The organism is Bradyrhizobium iriomotense, assembly GCF_018129405.1.
Classification (GTDB): domain Bacteria; phylum Pseudomonadota; class Alphaproteobacteria; order Rhizobiales; family Xanthobacteraceae; genus Bradyrhizobium; species Bradyrhizobium iriomotense_B.
In genome coordinates this window covers 1-16075 of the sequence record NZ_JAFCLP010000003.1, presented here as the reverse complement: position 1 = coordinate 16075, position 16075 = coordinate 1, and the positions used below count along the sequence as shown (strand labels likewise).

17 protein-coding genes are annotated in these 16075 nt (G+C 64.2%); 5 read left to right on the top strand and 12 right to left on the bottom strand.

What is annotated here, in order from left to right; translation table 11 throughout:
- Window positions 1–68: 68 nt before the first annotated feature.
- The 3 genes from JQ592_RS09230 to JQ592_RS09220 form a co-directional block, all read right to left on the bottom strand.
- Entirely contained in the window at window positions 69–605 is a 537-nt protein-coding gene (locus tag JQ592_RS09230) for a DUF309 domain-containing protein (RefSeq protein ID WP_211402573.1), read from the bottom strand.
- Between the two features lie 18 nt (window positions 606–623).
- Window positions 624–1442, bottom strand: coding sequence for an alpha/beta fold hydrolase (locus JQ592_RS09225; RefSeq protein ID WP_211402572.1), 819 nt, complete (start codon window positions 1440–1442; stop codon window positions 624–626).
- 129 nt (window positions 1443–1571) lie between these two features.
- A complete protein-coding gene (locus JQ592_RS09220; protein WP_211402571.1) occupies window positions 1572–3113 on the bottom strand; it encodes a benzoate-CoA ligase family protein in 1542 nt (513 codons plus the stop codon).
- 138 nt (window positions 3114–3251) lie between these two features.
- Between JQ592_RS09220 and JQ592_RS09215 the strand changes: the two genes are divergently transcribed.
- Together JQ592_RS09215 and JQ592_RS09210 are read left to right on the top strand one after the other, a co-directional pair.
- The gene (locus JQ592_RS09215; RefSeq protein WP_211402570.1) at window positions 3252–4160 is read left to right on the top strand and encodes a helix-turn-helix transcriptional regulator; all 909 of its coding nucleotides are present in this window, start codon (window positions 3252–3254) and stop codon (window positions 4158–4160) included.
- Between the two features lie 130 nt (window positions 4161–4290).
- The gene (locus JQ592_RS09210; RefSeq protein ID WP_211402569.1) at window positions 4291–4686 is read left to right on the top strand and encodes a group II truncated hemoglobin; all 396 of its coding nucleotides are present in this window, start codon (window positions 4291–4293) and stop codon (window positions 4684–4686) included.
- A gap of 138 nt (window positions 4687–4824) precedes the next feature.
- Here the strand turns inward: JQ592_RS09210 and JQ592_RS09205 are convergent, their stop codons facing one another.
- Together JQ592_RS09205 and JQ592_RS09200 are read right to left on the bottom strand one after the other, a co-directional pair.
- A complete protein-coding gene (locus JQ592_RS09205; RefSeq protein ID WP_211402568.1) occupies window positions 4825–5157 on the bottom strand; it encodes a PRC-barrel domain-containing protein in 333 nt (110 codons plus the stop codon).
- A gap of 67 nt (window positions 5158–5224) precedes the next feature.
- Window positions 5225–6010 carry an IclR family transcriptional regulator domain-containing protein gene (locus JQ592_RS09200; RefSeq protein WP_211402567.1) on the bottom strand — a complete coding sequence of 262 codons (786 nt, stop codon included), beginning with the start codon at window positions 6008–6010 and terminating at the stop codon, window positions 5225–5227.
- Between the two features lie 325 nt (window positions 6011–6335).
- On the opposite strand from JQ592_RS09200, the gene JQ592_RS09195 reads away from it, so the two are divergent.
- From JQ592_RS09195 to JQ592_RS09185, 3 genes are all read left to right on the top strand, one after another.
- The gene (locus JQ592_RS09195) at window positions 6336–7694 is read left to right on the top strand and encodes an aromatic ring-hydroxylating dioxygenase subunit alpha (protein ID WP_211402566.1); all 1359 of its coding nucleotides are present in this window, start codon (window positions 6336–6338) and stop codon (window positions 7692–7694) included.
- Between the two features lie 190 nt (window positions 7695–7884).
- Window positions 7885–9321 (top strand): glutamine synthetase family protein, encoded by a 1437-nt coding sequence (locus JQ592_RS09190; protein WP_211402565.1) that lies wholly within the window; start codon window positions 7885–7887, stop codon window positions 9319–9321.
- Between the two features lie 577 nt (window positions 9322–9898).
- Window positions 9899–10282: a hypothetical protein gene (locus JQ592_RS09185; RefSeq protein ID WP_433996409.1), complete on the top strand. Its 384-nt coding sequence runs from the start codon at window positions 9899–9901 to the stop codon at window positions 10280–10282.
- A 203-nt stretch (window positions 10283–10485) separates the two neighbouring features.
- Here JQ592_RS09185 and JQ592_RS09180 read toward each other — a convergent pair whose 3' ends face one another.
- From JQ592_RS09180 to JQ592_RS09150, 7 genes are all read right to left on the bottom strand, one after another.
- A complete protein-coding gene (locus JQ592_RS09180) occupies window positions 10486–11199 on the bottom strand; it encodes an ABC transporter ATP-binding protein (RefSeq protein ID WP_211402564.1) in 714 nt (237 codons plus the stop codon).
- The gene (locus JQ592_RS09175) at window positions 11192–11959 is read right to left on the bottom strand and encodes an ABC transporter ATP-binding protein (protein ID WP_211402563.1); all 768 of its coding nucleotides are present in this window, start codon (window positions 11957–11959) and stop codon (window positions 11192–11194) included. The genes JQ592_RS09180 and JQ592_RS09175 overlap by 8 nt, the downstream gene beginning before the upstream one ends.
- Window positions 11952–12896, bottom strand: coding sequence for a branched-chain amino acid ABC transporter permease (locus JQ592_RS09170; protein ID WP_211402562.1), 945 nt, complete (start codon window positions 12894–12896; stop codon window positions 11952–11954). The genes JQ592_RS09175 and JQ592_RS09170 overlap by 8 nt, the downstream gene beginning before the upstream one ends.
- A complete protein-coding gene (locus tag JQ592_RS09165) occupies window positions 12893–13810 on the bottom strand; it encodes a branched-chain amino acid ABC transporter permease (RefSeq protein WP_018644491.1) in 918 nt (305 codons plus the stop codon). Before JQ592_RS09165 ends, JQ592_RS09170 begins: the two co-directional genes overlap by 4 nt.
- A gap of 403 nt (window positions 13811–14213) precedes the next feature.
- Window positions 14214–14432: a hypothetical protein gene (locus JQ592_RS09160; protein ID WP_211402561.1), complete on the bottom strand. Its 219-nt coding sequence runs from the start codon at window positions 14430–14432 to the stop codon at window positions 14214–14216.
- A gap of 1 nt (window position 14433) precedes the next feature.
- Window positions 14434–15093, bottom strand: a complete 660-nt coding sequence (locus JQ592_RS09155; RefSeq protein WP_211402560.1) for an acyl-homoserine-lactone synthase — start codon at window positions 15091–15093, stop codon at window positions 14434–14436.
- 83 nt (window positions 15094–15176) lie between these two features.
- The gene (locus tag JQ592_RS09150; RefSeq protein ID WP_211402559.1) at window positions 15177–15905 is read right to left on the bottom strand and encodes a LuxR family transcriptional regulator; all 729 of its coding nucleotides are present in this window, start codon (window positions 15903–15905) and stop codon (window positions 15177–15179) included.
- Window positions 15906–16075: the final 170 nt, after the last annotated feature.

Here is a 16075-nt window from a genome sequence, read left to right as displayed (position 1 = left end):
TTTAGATGCACAATAGTGCATCTTTTGGAGGACGTCTAGCCCTTAACAGCGCTCGCATGCACTTTGTTTCATGTAGATGGCTGGGACCGCACGATGGCGCCAAGCGCAATCCAGTCCGCCTTGGAGAGCTGGGGACGGCCGAGCTTGGCCTGGAGCAGCGCGGTCAGTGCGGAAACCGGGAAGCTCTCGACAAGGCCGTCTCCGCCAGCCACTGCCTTGCGCGCGCTCAAAGCCCGCAACTCTGCCTGCGCATCGCCGAACAGACGTGCGGCCGAATGCAGCCTTTGCATCCGCAGCCGCAGATTCGCATTGGCGATATGGATGCAGGCGCGCAGCAGAATACGCTCGCGGCCGCCTTGCGGCGCTGCGGCCCACACCGCTTCGAGCACCTCCTGCGATTCCCAGAAATAGCCGCGGTCGTTGAGCGCGAGGCCGTAACGCAGCGCCGGATGCCGCACCGGCACATAGCCGCGGAAGGCCGAGGGCACCAGCGCCTTGGCCAGACGAAGCGTCTCGTAATCGGCGTCGATCCCGCCGGTCTCGCCCGGCACATAAGCCCATCGCGGCCACGGCAATTGGCCGGTCACATGTGAAGGCACATTCACAGATGTGCCTCCGCAGGTTCATGCGGCGCGTCCCCGAAGTCCCTGATCGTCGCGCAGGGCCGCTTTTGCAAATTGCTCAATCGCGTCAAGCGTCGCCCCCGGCGCTTCACGATGCGGGGAATGGCCCGCGTCTGAAATGACTTTAATATCGACCGGACAATAACACTCTTCCTGCGCAATTTCGACCTGGCGCAATGTCCCATATTGATCGTCGGCACCTTGCAGGACCATGACGGGAACGCGGATGTAGGCGAGATATTCCGAGATGTCCCAGTCGCGGAATTTCGGATCGAGCCAGGCGCCGTTCCAGCCGTAGAAGGCGTTGTCGACATCCTTGTGCCAGCGCGCGAGCTTTGCCTTCAGGTCGGTGGTCTCGAAGGTTGTCTTGATCGCGGCGATGGATTTCACCGAGATGTCCTCGACGATGAAATGCGGCGCGATCAGCACGAGGCCGCTCAGGCGATGATCCTGATGCGCACCGGCATAGGTCGTCGCGATCGAGGCGCCGTCGGAATGGCCGAGCAACAGGCCACGCTTGAAGCCAATCGCATCGAGCAGCTTCGGCAGCACGTCGAGCGCCTCGCGCTGCATGTAGTCGAGCGGCCGCGGCAGCGTGACCGGGCTCGACTGGCCGTAGCCCGCACGCGAATAGACGAAGATGCCGGCGCCGGTCGCCTGCTGGAGCTTCTCTGGGAAATCGCCCCAGAGGCCGACCGAGCCGAGGCCTTCATGCAGCATCACGATGGTCGGCGCGTCGGCTGATTGCGGCGCGAGCCATTTGTATTCGAGGCTGGCGCCTCCGATGCTGAGGAAGCCGGTGGGGGTGAGATTGGTCATGAACTCGTTTCCATTCATTCCGTCATTCCGGGCAACTCGCAAAGCGAGTTGATCCGGAATCTCGAGATTGCAGTCCACGGCGCGAGATTCCGGGTTCGCGCTTCGCGCGCCCCGGAATGACGGAGCCACTCAATTCGCGCCTTCCCGCAGCTTGAATCGCTGGATCTTGCCCGTCGCGGTCTTCGGCAAGGACTCCACCACGTCGATCCAGCGCGGATATTTCCACGGGCCGATCTTCTGCTTGACGTGCTCCTTCAGTGCCTCCTGCAACTCCGTCGTCTTGGCGCCGGGGCGCAGCACGACGAAGGCCTTCGGCTTCAACAAGCCTTCCGGATCGGCCTCGGGCACGACGGCGGCTTCGAGCACCGCCGGATGCGTGATCAGCGCGCTCTCGACCTCGAAGGGCGAGACCCAGATGCCGGAGACCTTGAACATGTCGTCGGCGCGGCCGCAGAAGGTGTAACGGCCGTCCGCGTCGCGGATGTATTTGTCGCCGGTGCGGGTCCACGGTCCCTCGAAGGTGCGGCGGCTCTTGTGGCGCTGGTTCCAGTAGCCCTCGCCGGCCGAGGGCGCATCGACCAGGAGTTCGCCGACTTCGCCGTCGGCGACGTCCTGCCCGGCCTCGTTGACGAGCCGCACCGCATAGCCCGGCACCGGCTTGCCGGACGAGCCGTATTTGATGTCGCCGGGCGCGTTCGACAGGAAGATGTGCAACAGCTCGGTCGAGCCGACGCCGTCGAGAATATCGACGCCGAAGCGCGCCTTCCAGCTGTTGCCGACGGATTCCGGCAGCGCCTCGCCGGCGGAGGTGCAGATGCGCAGAGCCTTGCCGCCGCGTTCGGACTTCATCGTCTCGTCGTTGAGCATGGCCGCGAACAGCGTCGGCACGCCGTAAAAGATCGAGGGGTTGTAGCGGTTCATCAGGTCGAACATGCGCGCCGGCGTCGGCCGCTCGCTGTTCAGGATCACGGTGGCCCCGACCGACATCGGGAAGGTCAGCGCATTGCCGAGGCCATAGGCGAAGAACAGTTTTGCTGCGGACAGGCACACGTCGCTCTCGCGAATGCCCAGCACCTGCTTGGCGTAGGTGTCTGCGGTCGCCTGCAGATTCGAATGCAGATGGCGCACGCCTTTGGGCATGCCGGTCGAGCCTGATGAGTAGAGCCAGAATGCAGGCTCATCGGGGTGCGTCGCTGCAGTGGTGAATTGATCGCTTTCGCCCGCGATCTCTTCAGCGAGCTGCTTGTGATCATTCTGCTTGGCGCCGGAGACCACGACATGCTCGAGATCCGGCATGCGGCCGACGACGTCCTTGATGACGGGATAGAGCGCTTCGGAGACGAACAGCACGCGCGCGCGGCAGTCGGCGAGGATGTAGGCGTATTGATCGGCGGTCAGCAGCGTGTTGAGCGGCACCGGCACGATGCCGGCGCGGATCGCACCCAGGAACACGATCGGGAAGTCGACCGTATCAAGCATGATCATCGCGACGCGCTCCTCGCGGCGGACGCCGAGCCGGCGCAGCATGTTGGCGGCGCGCCGGGTCTGTTGCTGGAGCTCGCCATAGGTGAGCCGCGAGACGGTGTCGTCGAAGACGAGCTTGCTGCCACGCCCCTCCTCGACGTTACGGTCGAGCAGCCAGGTCACCGCGTTATAGGATCCCTCGCTCACGGACATCTCCCCCGAATTTAGAATTATAATTCATAGAAAGACACTCCGGCGGCTTGCTGTCAATGCCAGCAGGCACTATGTTTCATTAAAACGCGCCGCAGGACCTGCTGTAAAGAAGGCATCCGCTAAAGAAGGCTCATGACCGACAGTCCCGACGCCGAATCCCGCTTCCTCGAACAGCTCGGCCAGCGTGTGCGCACCATGCGCGCGCTGCGCGGCATGTCGCGAAAAGTGCTCGCCAAGGTGTCAGGGATTTCGGAGCGCTACATCGCGCAGCTCGAGAGCGGCAAGGGCAACGTCTCCATCATGCTGCTGCGCCGCGTCTCCAGCGCGATGGGCGCGCATCTCGAAGACCTGCTTCCCTCAACCGATCCGACGCCGGACTGGCAGATGTTTCGCGACCTCTTGCGCAAGGCGACGCCTGCGCAGATCGCGCAAGCAAAAGACCTGCTCGCCGGGGGCAGCGCCTCTGCGCCGCGACGTGCGCCGTTCTGCGGCATCGCGCTGATCGGCCTGCGCGGCGCCGGCAAGTCGACGCTTGGCAGGATGCTGGCGAAGAAGATCGGCTGGAGCTTTGTCGAGCTCAACAAGGAGGTCGAGCAGCAGAACGGCCTTTCCGTCGCCGAGATCATCGCGCTCTACGGCCAGGAAGGCTTTCGCCGCATGGAGCAGGCGGCGCTGCAGCAACTGCTCGCGCGCAACGAGCTGATGGTGCTGGCGACCGGCGGCGGCATCGTGTCGGAGCCCCTGACCTTCGACCAGATCCTGTCGTCGTTCTATACGATCTGGCTGAAGGCCGAGCCGGAAGAGCACATGGCGCGCGTGCGCCGCCAGGGCGACCTGCGCCCGATGGCGGATGATCGCTCGGCGATGACCGAGCTGCGCAACATCCTGCTCAGCCGCGAGCCGCTGTATTCGCGCGCAACCGCGGTGGTGGATACGGCGGGACTGTCGGTCGATGCCGCGGCAGCAAGGCTGATCGATGCGGTGCGGCCGGTGCTGCAGAACGAAGCCCGCAGCTTCGGGCTGCGCAGCGTGGCGCTGTAGTTCTCGCTTCATCCAATCCCCTCCGCTGTCGTCCCAGACAAGCGTAAGCGCAGATCCGGGACGACAGCGGAGTTTGTATGTGGGCACGGACGTCCTATATCCGAGCCAGCAGCAAGCCTTGGGATAGATGATGACCGATAGCGACGTCGCAGTCTCCATGTTCGAGCGGATCGGCGGCAGTGCCACGATTGATCGTCTCGTCGATCGCTTCTACGAGCGCATGGACACGTTGCCGGAAGCGCAAGTGATCCGCGCCATGCATGCGGCCGATCTCGGCCTGATCCGGGACGTGCTGAAGCGCTATCTCACCGAATGGACCGGCGGCCCGCGGCTCTATACGCCCGAGAAGGGACATCCGCGGCTGCGCCAGCGCCACTTCGGCTTCGCCATCGGCGATGCCGAGCGCGACGCGTGGATGCTCTGCATGCGCGGCGCGCTGGAGGAGATAATCGCCGACCCCGCTGCGCGGCAGGACCTCGATAAGGCGATATCAGGCCTCGCCGACTGGATGCGCAACCGGACGTGACGCTGCTTACCGGCGCGTAGCCCGGATGAGCGAAGCGACATCCGGGGTCTTGGCTTCCCGGGTATCGCGGAGCCTGTCATCGGGCGGCGCTTCGCGCCGACCCGTTGGCTCACCCGGGCTACAATACTTCCGACGCGGCTAGATCGACCAGTAGTTTGGATGCTGGTAGGGCCGCGAGCGGTCGCCCCAGTCGAATTCATCGCCATCGACTTCGCAGGGGCCACTGCTCAATTGCTCCGGCGTCAGTTCGACCTGGAAAGCCTGACGTCCCGGGTCATATTTCAACGCGCTCCACTGCACGGGATAATGGTGATGCGTACCGAGCAGCCTACCGGTCTTTATCACGGCGTAAGCGACCGTTCCGCTTACCTTGTCGAGCATCAATCGTTCGATCGTACCGAGCTTCGTGCCGTCGCAACCATAGACGACGACGTGCTCGACGCGGTCACTGGGAACCATGGTGTGTTGCATGGTGTCCTCCCTCGTCTCTTGTGCTTGCGACCATTATAGCACCGGTTTCGAGGCGGCGGGAATGCAGCTACAGCAGCTGCGATCGCACCGCCTCCGCGCCTTCCCGCAACAGCGGCAGGAAACGGTCGATCAGTTCCTGCGCCGGCACGCGATCGACATGGGCGCCCATGTTGATGGCGGCGACGATGACGCCGTCGTAGCGGCGGACGGGGACCGAGATCGAGCGGAAATGCGGTTCGGCCTCGCGGTCGACCAGCGCATAGCCCTGTGCGCGGTCGGCGGCGATGCGCGCGAGCAGCGCCTTCGGGTCGGTCACCGTCTGCGGCGTCAGCGCGTCCCGCTTCATCGTCTTCAGGCGCGCGGCGAGATCGGCATCGTCGAGCCGGCCGAGCATGGCGCGCCCGACCGAGGTGCAGAAGGCCGGCAGGCGGTAGCCGATTTCCAGCCCGCCCGAGAACATGCGTGCCGGGCTGCTGCGCGCGACGAACACGACCTCATCGCCGTCGAGCACTGCGAGCGAGGAGATTTCGTTTGCCGCGGTCGCGACTCGATCGAGCACCGGTTGCAGCACCGTGACGAGCTGGTTGGATCGCAAATAGGACGCCGCCAGTGTCAGCACATGCGGCGTCAGCGAGAACAGCTTGCCATCGCCTGAGACGTAGCCACCACGCTGGAGCGTGAACAGCATGCGCCGCGCGGTCGCGCGCGGAAGATCGGCAGCGCGGGCAAGGTCGCTCAGCGTCATCGGGCCAGCGGTCGTGCCGAAGCACTGAAGCAGGCGCAGGCCGCGGTCGAGGGCCTCGACGAAATCCGTCGCCCGCTCGTCAGTCTCGCTCCGCTTCAGCTTGGGCATGGCGCCGGGACAATCCTGCAAAATAGTGCTTGCTGCCGATCCAAGGCATGTCATAATTCGCCCATTCGTTCAATAGGCGAACATACCGCTTTGGATAGTTTCGGTTAGGTAAGCCCGATCTCTCGCTCCCTCGCCCCGCTTGCGGGGAGAGGGTGGGGTGAGGGGGAGTCTCCACAGGGACGGTGAGAGCTGCCCTCGCGGAGAGCCCCCTCACCCGAATCGCATCTTGCGATGCGCTCCGGCCTCTCCCCGCACGCGGGGAGAGGCGAAAGAAAACGTGCTTCGCTGATCGACAACGATCCTCATCAAGAAGGATGCGACTGCCATGATGAGCCAGGAGCAGAACGACCTGATCACCCGCACCGGGCCGAAGGACCCCTGCGGCAAGCTGATGCGGAGCTATTGGCAGCCGGCGGCGCTGGTCGATGAGCTGGAGGGCGCGCGGCCGATCCGTCCCGTCAGGCTGCTCGGCGAGAACCTGGTTCTGTTTCGCGACGAGAGCGGGCGCTATGGCCTGATCGACCGCCACTGCGCGCATCGCGGCGCCGACCTCGCCTTCGGACGGTTAGAGCATGGCGGCCTGCGCTGCGCCTTCCATGGCTGGCTGTTCGACGCCACCGGCCAGTGCATCGAGACGCCGGCCGAGCCGAAGGACTCAAAGCTCTGCCAGAACATCCGCCAGCGCTCCTATCCCGTGGTGGAGAAGAGCGGCATCCTCTGGGCCTATCTCGGCGAGGGCGAGCCGCCCGCCTTTCCGGAGATCGACTGCTTCATTGCACCGGGCAGCCATACTTTCGCGTTCAAGGGCCACATGGCCTGCAACTGGCTGCAGGCGCTGGAGGTCGGCATCGATCCCGCGCACGCCTCCTATCTGCACCGCTTCTTCGAGGACGAGGACACGTCCACAGCCTACGGCAAGCAGTTCCGCGGCGCCTCCGCCGGCAGCGACCTGCCGATGACGAAAATCCTGCGCGAATACGACCGCCCGATCATCAATGTCGAGCACACCGAATACGGCCTGCGGCTGATCGCATTGCGCGAGATCGACGAGGAGCGCACCCATGTGCGCGTCACCAACCAGCTGTTCCCGCACGGCTTCGTCATCCCCATGAGCACGGAGATGACGATCACGCAGTGGCACGTGCCCGTCGATGACGAGAACTGCTACTGGTACGCGATCTTCACCAGCTACACGAACCCGGTCGACAAGCAGAAGATGCGCGACCAGCGGCTCGAGCTCTATGAGCTGCCGGACTACAAGTCGCGCAAGAACAGCAGCAACGATTACGGTTTCGATCCGCACGAGCAGCAGACCGCGACCTATACCGGCATGGGCAACGACATCAACGTCCACGACCAGTGGGCGGTGGAATCGATGGGCGCGATCCAGGACCGCACCAAGGAGCATCTCGGACAGTCCGACAAGGCGATCGTGCAGTATCGCCGCCTGCTGCGGCAGGAGATCGAGAAGGTTTCCGGCGGCGAGAGGCCGATGCTGTTCCTGGACGAAGCCAATGCGCGCAGCATCCAGGGCCCCGCGACCATGGACGGCATCGGGCCGACGCGGGGCTGGGAGACCTACTGGATGGAGGTCGACGTCAAGCGCCGCCGCGGCGCGCCGTGGACCGCACCGGTGCCGAAGGAGATCGCGGACAACGTGCATCGGCTGACGGCGGCGGAGTGACGATGCCGTTCGCCGACGGCCAGTCGCGACGGCTCCACATTCTCCGCTGTCATGCCCCGCGAAGGCGGGGCATCCAGTACGCCGCGGCCTCTCGTGGATACGTTGCCGTCCCTGGAATACTGGATCGTCCGCCTTCGCGGACGATGACAGTGTGCGCTATACTCTCATCGAGCGAGAAGGAACTAGCAAAGTGACTTTCGTCGCGCGCCATGCGCTGTGGTCGGATGAGCAGAGAGACGCCGCGTCGCGCATGCGCCGCATCGTCGAGGACAGGAACCTCGAGGTCATCCGCCTCGCCTTCCCCGACCAGCACGGCATTTTGCGCGGCAAGACCATCATCGCTTCCGAGGCGATCGCCTCGCTGGAGAGCGGCTGCTCGATCACCACGACCATGCTGGCGAAAGACACCTCGCACCGCACGGTGTTTCCGGTGTTCACATCGGGCGGCGGGTTCGGCATGAAGGAGATGGAGGGCGCGGCCGATGTGCTGATGGTTGCCGATCCCACCACGTTTCGCGTGCTGCCCTGGGCGCCGACCACGGGCTGGGTGCTCTGCGACCTCTATTTCAATGACGGCCGTCCCGTGCCGTTCGCGACGCGCGGGCTCTACAAGCGCGTGCTCGATGAGCTCGGCGCGCGCGGCTACGATTTCGTCGCAGGGCTCGAGGTCGAATTCCACATCTTCAAGCTCGATGACGCGCATATGCGCCCGGAAGACGCGGGCCAGCCCGGCACGCCGCCATCGGTGAGCCTGCTCAGCCACGGCTATCAATATCTCACCGAGCAGCGCTTCGATCAGATGGAGCCGGTGCTGGAGATTCTACGGCGCGACATCGTCGCGCTGGGGCTGCCGTTGCGCTCGATCGAGGTCGAGTTCGGGCCGAGCCAGTGCGAGTTCACCTTCCAGCCGAGGAAAGGCCTGGAGCCCGCCGACAACATGGTGCTGTTCCGCAGCGCGGTGAAGCAGATCGCCCGCCGCCACGGCTATCACGCCACCTTCATGTGCCGGCCGAAACTGCCGAACGTGTTCGCAAGCGGCTGGCATCTGCACCAGTCGATCGTCTCGCGCGCGACGGCTGAGAACCAGTTCATGGCGAAGGACGGTACCGAGCCCCTCAGCGCCTTCGGCAAGTCCTACCTCGCCGGCCTGCTCGACCACGCCCGTGCGTCCACCGTGTTCACCACGCCGACCATCAACGGCTACAAGCGCTACCGCTCCTATTCGCTGGCGCCGGACCGCGCGATCTGGGGCCGCGACAACCGCGGCGTCATGATCCGCGTGCTCGGCGGCGCCAATGATGCCTCAACGCGCCTGGAGAACCGCATCGGCGAACCCGCCGCCAATCCCTATCTCTACATGGCCTCGCAGATTCTCTCAGGCCTCGACGGCGTCGACCGCAAGCTCGATCCCGGCCCCTCGGCCGACACGCCCTACGAGACCAAGGCACCGCTGCTGCCGAAAAGCTTGCGCGATGCGGTCGCCGCACTGAAGGACGACCCGTTCTTCCGCGAGAAGTTCGGTGCGGAGTTCGTCGACTACTACACCCACATCAAGAACGCCGAGATCGACCGCTTCCTGTCTGAAGTGACCGACTGGGAGCACCGCGAATATTTCGAGATGTTCTGAACAAGTCCGGTTTCAATCCGGCACCGGTGACTTACTTCAGCTGGATCGTGTCGACGCGACCACACGGGACACAAATATAGGCGTGCACCGGAGGCAACGTGACTATTCCCGGTAGTGTCGCCAAGTACTTCATTGGCCTCCCGCATTTTGAGCAGATGAGGATCGGCGGGTTCTCTTCGCGATCGGAGCCCATTCAATAGCCAAGCCTGAAGACGCCGCACGATACCGCCGCGCTGCGCGCGCTTCATCTCGGGAGAACTACCGGCCTCTATCGGAATCCGGCCCGGCCTCGGCCCGATGCATTGCTCACACGCCTGTGAGGCGACTTCATCCGGAGTGTTCCGACGACATCGCGCCATCCCGGACGAAGCCATTTTCTCCATGCCGAGAAAAACGCCGGAAAGGCGCGCGGTCTATAAGTTCGGGGCGTGATCAACAACGGAGTTCGGTCATGTGGGGTCGATTGTTCAGCCTGATCTATCGCCTGTCCTGCCGGGCAACCCTGATCGAGATCGGGATGCATCGCTTCACGCGTTAGCCGCCGGTGCACGCGAATTGGGTAAGACGGATTGACCAGATGACGGGGGTTACCATGCGCAAGCTGATCCTGATCGCAGCGATGTCGCTGCTGGCAACCGGGGCTTACGCCGGCGGTTCACGGAGCCTGAGCTTGGCAGCCAGCAGTGCGGGCCAGCAGGCGGAGCAGCCCGCCACCACGGCGCCGCCGCCACAGACCACCCAAGCCCCGCCGGCGCCGCAGACGACGAATGTGCAGACGGCGACGACCGCGCCGGCGGCATCGACAGCGCCGATCACAGCAGCTCCGGCCGCCACAACGCCGGCCCGGCCGGCCGCGACACCGGCGGCAACCACGACCGAAACCGCCAAGCCGAAGCGCCGGCAGCCATCGACCGAGGCTCGCGTCATCCGCGAGCTGCATCGGCATGGGATTTATTGGTAGTTGATTGGCAAAGTTACTTCCCCAACGTGGTCCCGGCGAAGGCCGGGACCCATAACCACAGGGAGAGGTTTGGCGAAGACTGGTCGCTCGGTACTGATACTGACCGCAGCCGATAGATTACGCGGTATGGGTCCCGGCCTTCGCCGGGACGACAATGAGTGTGAGGCGCCAGCATTCCGCTCCTCACCTCACCGGCGGAAGCGCTAGATCCCCAAATATTTGTGCTGCAGATCCGGCTCGGCCCTCAGCTCGTTGGACGTGCCGCTCCACACCGTCTTGCCGCGCTCGATGATGTAGTGACGGTCGCAGATGCGGGCGAGATGGTCGACGTTCTTGTCGACCACGAGGATCGACTGTCCGCGGCTCTTGAGCAGCGACAGGCAGTTCCAGATTTCTTCGCGGATCAGCGGCGCGAGACCCTCGGTCGCTTCATCCAGGATCAGCAGCTTCGGATTGGTCATCAGCGCGCGGCCGATCGCGAGCATCTGCTGCTCGCCGCCGGAGAGCTGGTTGCCCATGTTGGCGGCGCGCTCGGCAAGCCGTGGAAACAGGGAATAGATCGCGGCCAACGTCCAGGGATTGCGGCTGCCGAAGCGGTCGGCGGCGGCGGCGACAAGATTCTCGCGCACGGTGAGATTCGGGAAGATCTGGCGACCCTCGGGGACCAGGCCGACGCCGAGTTTTGCAATTCGGTAGGATGGAAGCTGCCGCACTTCCGCGCCCGCAAAACGGATCGCGCCTGATCGGGCCGGTGTCAGGCCCATGATGGAACGGATGGTCGTGGTCTTGCCCATGCCGTTGCGGCCCATCAGCGAGACCATCTCGCCCGAGCTGATCGACAGCGACAGGCCGAACAGCACCTGTGAGAGGCCGTAGCAGGTCTCGATGCCGTCGACCTCGAGCAGCGTGTCAGCCATGGTGCGTCACCACATGCTGGTCGCCGAGATAGGCGCGCTTGACCTCTTCATTGGCGCGGATCGCGGCCGGATCGCCGGAGGCGATGACGCGGCCATAGACCAGCACCGAGATACGGTCAGCCAGCGCGAACACCGCCGGCATGTCGTGCTCGACCAGCACGATCGAGACCTCTTTCCGCAGCTCCTGGAGCAGTTTCACCATGCGCTGCGATTCAGTCACACCAAGGCCGGCCATGGGCTCGTCGAGCAGCAAGAGCTTCGGCTTGCTCGCGAGCGCAACCGCTAGCTCCAGCTCGCGCCGCTCGCCATGGCTGAGCCGGTTCACCACGACATCGGCACGATGGCCGAGGCCGACGCGATCGAGCGCGGCGTGGGCGGCATCGCGCAGGCCCTTCTCCTTGCGCGCGTTGGCGAAGAAGCGGAACGAGGTGCCGGCATGCGCCTGCGCCGCCAGCGCGACATTGTCCGCGGCAGTGAAATCGAGCAGCAGCGAGGTGATCTGGAACGAGCGGGCGAGCCCCAGCGCGCAGCGGCGATAGGCCGGCAAATAGGTGATGTCGCGCCCTGCCAGCGAGACGCTGCCGGAATGCGGCTCGAGGTGCCCGGTGAGCTGGCTGATCAGCGTGGTCTTGCCGGCGCCATTTGGACCGATGATGGCGTGCAGCTCACCGGCCGCGACGTCGAGCGAGACGTTGTCCGTCGCAATGATGCCGCCGAAGCGGCGCACCAGCTTTTCGACGCGGAGCAAGGGTTCAGCCACGGCCAGCCCTCCCGAGCATGCCCATGATGCCGCCACGGCCGAACAGCACGATCAGCAGCAGCAGCGGGCCCATGATCAGTGCCCAATATTCGGTGATCTGCGACAGGAACTCTTCCAGCAGCAGGAACACCACCGCGCCCATGATCGGGCCGAACAGCGTGCCCATGCCGCCGAGGATCACCATCACCATGAGATCGCCGGAACGCGTCCAGTACATCACGGCCGGACTGACGAAATCGGTGTTGTTGGCGAGCAGCGCGCCGGCAAGGCCGCACATCGTGCCTGATATGACGAAGCAGACCAGCTGGTAGCGCTTGGCCGGGAAGCCGATCGCCTGCATGCGCTGCTCGTTGGAGCGCAGGCCCTGCACGACGAGGCCGAAGCGCGAATTGACGATGCGCCAGATCAGGAAGATCACGCCAAACAGACAGGCGAGGCAGAGATAGTAGAACTGCGTGCGGTTCGACAGGTCGATCAGCCCGGAGAAGTCGCTGCGCTTGTAGACGGTGAGGCCGTCATCGCCGCCGTAGCGCGCCAGGCCCGAGGCGACGTAATAGGCCATCTGTGCAAAGGCGAGCGTGATCATGATGAAATAGACGCCGCGGGTGCGCAAGGAGAGCGCGCCGATCACGAGCGCATAGATCGCGGAGGCCGCGAGCGCGACCGGAAACTGGATGAAGCCGGACCCTACGCCTTCCTGCGCCAGCATGCCGACCGCGTAGCCGCCGATGCCGAGATAGGCGGCGTGGCCAAAACTCATCATGCCGCCAAAGCCCATGATGAGGTTGAGGCTCGCCGCCGCCAGCGCCAGGATGACGATGCGGGTGAACAGCGTCAGGATGAAGATGTTGCCGGACAGCTGCGAATAGAGCGGCAGCAGCACGAGGCCCGCCAGCATCAGGGCCGTGACGGCCTTGCTCACGCTCAAACCCTTCATCGACGGTTGGCCGGAAACAGCCCCTCCGGCCGCACCACCAGCACGATCGCCATCAGGAGATAGATCAGCATGGAGGACAGGGCGGGCGCGGCGGTGGAGGCAGCGGCGCCGCTCAGCACCTGCCGCAGCAAATTGGGCAGGAAGGCGCGGCCGAGCGTGTCGATCATGCCGACGAAGATCGCGGCCAGGAACGCGCCGCGGATCGAGCCGATGCCGCCGATCACGATGATGACGAAAGCGAGGATCAGGATGTTCTCGCCCATGCCGATCTGCACGGTGAGGATCGGCGCCTGCATCAGGCCGGCGAGACCAGCGAGCGCGGCCCCCAGGCCGAACACCAGCGTGTAGAGCAGCTTGATGTTGATGCCGAGCGCGCCGATCATCTCGCGGTTGGAGGCACCGGCGCGGATCAGCATGCCGATGCGGGTGCGCATCACGCCGAGATAGAGCAGCAGCGCGACCAGCAGCGCCACCGCGATGATGGCGAGCCGATAGGCGGGATAGTGAATGCCGGGCAGGATCGGCACCGGCACGGTGAGCCAGGCCGGCAGCGGCAGCGCGAGGCCCGCCGGGCCCCAGATCAGCCGCACGGCTTCATTGAAGAACAGAATCAGGCCGAAGGTCGCGAGCACGTGGTCGAGATGGTCGCGGCCATAGAGATGCCGCAGCGCCGTCACCTCCAGCACGATGCCGAGCACCAGCGTGGCGCCAAGCGCCATCAGCGCGCCGAGCAGGAAGCTGCCGGTCCAGGCCGCGAAGGTCGCGGCAAAATAGGCGCCCATCATGTAGAGCGAGCCGTGCGCGAGGTTGACGAGATCCATGATCCCGAACACCAGCGTCAGTCCGGCGGCGAGCAGGAACAGGAGCAGGCCAAACTGCAATCCGTTCAGGAACTGTTCGACGACGAGCAGCATCAAAACTCTTTCAGGCGCACGCAGCGTCGCGCCGATGTTCGAACACAGTCGCCATCAGTGAAAGAGCTCCCCCTGCCTCTTCAAGGCCGAAAAATGGGTAATGGCAGTATCGTTCCGAGGCAAGAGCGATTCGACACCAAACATGCACTTTGTTGCATCCCGGCGGGTTGCCGCCGAGACACGCCTCACAATGCAAAAAGGCTGCCGCGCAGGATGGGGCAACCTGCCGCACCCAAATGGCATCACCCTCCCCCCGCTCTTCGCGGGGAGAGGGTGCGAACGCCGTTGAAGGAAGGATGCGTCTAAAGCATGATCCGGAAAAGTGCGAAGCGGTTTTCCGGAAAGATCATGCGTAAACAACAACCTGAAGCGCGATGACGATTCATCCAAATCTCATCGCGCTTTAGTGCGACGTCATCTGCTGGGGAAAATCGTCCGGCTCGGCGACCATGCTGTTGACCGTCGAAGCCTCCAGTGCCGCCATCCGGAATAGATAGGCGAGCGTCGCCAGTCCGGAGTCGTCCGCCATCTGCGCCAGCTCCATCGCCATGTCGGACATGTAGCCGAGGTTCTCGTCCTGGGTTTGCGCCATGATCTGGCTGTCCCGCATCATGTTCGACATCTCAGGCACTCTTTCGTTGCGCGGCAGCAAGACCGCAGAGGTTGGCACGGGCGACGGCATCGAGACGCGGGCCGTCCTGCTGCACGACGGAAGCCATGCCGATGCGATCATGCAGGGCATCGAGCGTCTCCCGGCGAATGTCGATGGTGGCCGCCATGGTCCACGCGTTTTCGACCAGGGCCGGCAGGCCTAGTGGCGTCACGACGAAGCCGGCCTCGTGGAAGCGCGGCAACCACCAGGTTTCCATGATCGCGCTGACCTGCGCGATTCCCTGATTGAGGCAGAACTCCTGCACCGCCGCCATCAGTTGCAGGTTGAGCGCGCCGTCGCGGCGGTCGCGGACGACGAAGTAGCGTGACCACTCCCAGACCAGCGGATCCACGGGACAGCCGCGCACCGCCGCCAAATGCGGGAACACCTCGCTCATCATCGAAGGCTTGGTTGTCGGGTAGAGCCGGTGGCCGCCGACGACGCGCCGGCCCTCCAGCGCAAGCAGATAGACGGTGTCCTCGTCGTCATAGGAATCCATCTCGCGGCCATCCGGCCGGCGCAGCGTCTCCCAGCGCCGCTCCTCGACAAAGATATCGTGGCGCAGCCTGAAATGTTGTTCCAGTACGTCTTCGTAAAGGTGGCGATTGACCGCGGAAATTGCGTGAATCATGAAAACCCCCATTCAGCCTCAATGGGGGAAAGAATCTGCCAAAAGACGCAGGTTCGATATTGGGAAATTTCCCAGTACGCCGCTTAGGGATTGATGATCTTGCTGCGAATCGCCAGCGCCACCGCATGCGTACGGTTGACCGCGCCGAGCTTGCGCGCGGCGGTTGCAAGATGCTCTTCGGCCGTGCGCTGCGTGATGTGCAGGATCTCGCCGATCTCCCAGGCCGACTTGCCCTGCGAGGCCCACGAGATCACCTCGCGCTCGCGCGGGGTGAGACGCGTCGAGGGATACGGCGCCGGCTCGAGCAGACGGCGGATGTGGTCGAAGCCATACATCGCCATCAGGTGCAGCGCCGGCTTGCTGCGGGGATTGAGGTCGAGATGGACGCCGCCGAGCGACACCGCGGCTTCATAGCCGGTGAGCCCGTGGATCGGCACGATGAAGCCGCGCGACATACGAAAATCGCCGGCGCGGTTCATCACCTCGGCCGCCTCAGGCTCGAGGTCGGCATCATAGGGGGCTTCCGACCACTCGAACGGGTTGACCGATTGCCGGCACAGCCGCACCACCGGATCGACGCGGTCGTAATTGTTCTGGGTGTAGAGGCTGAACCAGCCTGCGGGCCAGCGCTTGGCGAGCACCATCTGCGCAAAGCGCTGATCGGGATTCGGCAGCCCCGTCACGATGATGGTTTCGAAGCCGAAGCGACCGAAGGCTGATTCAAGCGCATTCATCGCGTCTGGGACGGTGCGATAAGCCCCAAGGCCTTCAATGAAGTCGAGCGCCTCCCGGCCATAGTCTACGGCGGACATCGGTGCAATTCCTGACCCACACCGTCCCGTATAGCACGTATTCGAGGGCCGCCTCAATTCGCTGGTCCCGTAGTTTACCGGTGGCGACCTGCTCTAGAGCATGATGTTTTTATACGGAAACATAGCCTGAGTTTTTGAAGTAGTTGGTGCACTCCTCTTCTGAGAAGAGA

Excerpts from the sequence above, each read along its gene's own strand:
- JQ592_RS09225 (WP_211402572.1), bottom strand. The coding sequence starts at position 1,442 with ATGACCAATCTCACCCCCACCGGCTTCCTCAGCATCGGAGGCGCCAGC.
- JQ592_RS09215 (WP_211402570.1), top strand. The coding sequence starts at position 3,252 with ATGACCGACAGTCCCGACGCCGAATCCCGCTTCCTCGAACAGCTCGGC.
- JQ592_RS09210 (WP_211402569.1), top strand. The coding sequence starts at position 4,291 with ATGACCGATAGCGACGTCGCAGTCTCCATGTTCGAGCGGATCGGCGGC.
- JQ592_RS09205 (WP_211402568.1), bottom strand. The coding sequence starts at position 5,157 with ATGCAACACACCATGGTTCCCAGTGACCGCGTCGAGCACGTCGTCGTC.
- JQ592_RS09200 (WP_211402567.1), bottom strand. The coding sequence starts at position 6,010 with ATGCCCAAGCTGAAGCGGAGCGAGACTGACGAGCGGGCGACGGATTTC.
- JQ592_RS09195 (WP_211402566.1), top strand. The coding sequence starts at position 6,336 with ATGATGAGCCAGGAGCAGAACGACCTGATCACCCGCACCGGGCCGAAG.
- JQ592_RS09185 (WP_433996409.1), top strand. The coding sequence starts at position 9,899 with ATGACGGGGGTTACCATGCGCAAGCTGATCCTGATCGCAGCGATGTCG.
- JQ592_RS09180 (WP_211402564.1), bottom strand. The coding sequence starts at position 11,199 with ATGGCTGACACGCTGCTCGAGGTCGACGGCATCGAGACCTGCTACGGC.
- JQ592_RS09170 (WP_211402562.1), bottom strand. The coding sequence starts at position 12,896 with ATGAAGGGTTTGAGCGTGAGCAAGGCCGTCACGGCCCTGATGCTGGCG.
- JQ592_RS09165 (WP_018644491.1), bottom strand. The coding sequence starts at position 13,810 with ATGCTGCTCGTCGTCGAACAGTTCCTGAACGGATTGCAGTTTGGCCTG.
- JQ592_RS09160 (WP_211402561.1), bottom strand. The coding sequence starts at position 14,432 with ATGTCGAACATGATGCGGGACAGCCAGATCATGGCGCAAACCCAGGAC.
- JQ592_RS09155 (WP_211402560.1), bottom strand. The coding sequence starts at position 15,093 with ATGATTCACGCAATTTCCGCGGTCAATCGCCACCTTTACGAAGACGTA.
- JQ592_RS09150 (WP_211402559.1), bottom strand. The coding sequence starts at position 15,905 with ATGTCCGCCGTAGACTATGGCCGGGAGGCGCTCGACTTCATTGAAGGC.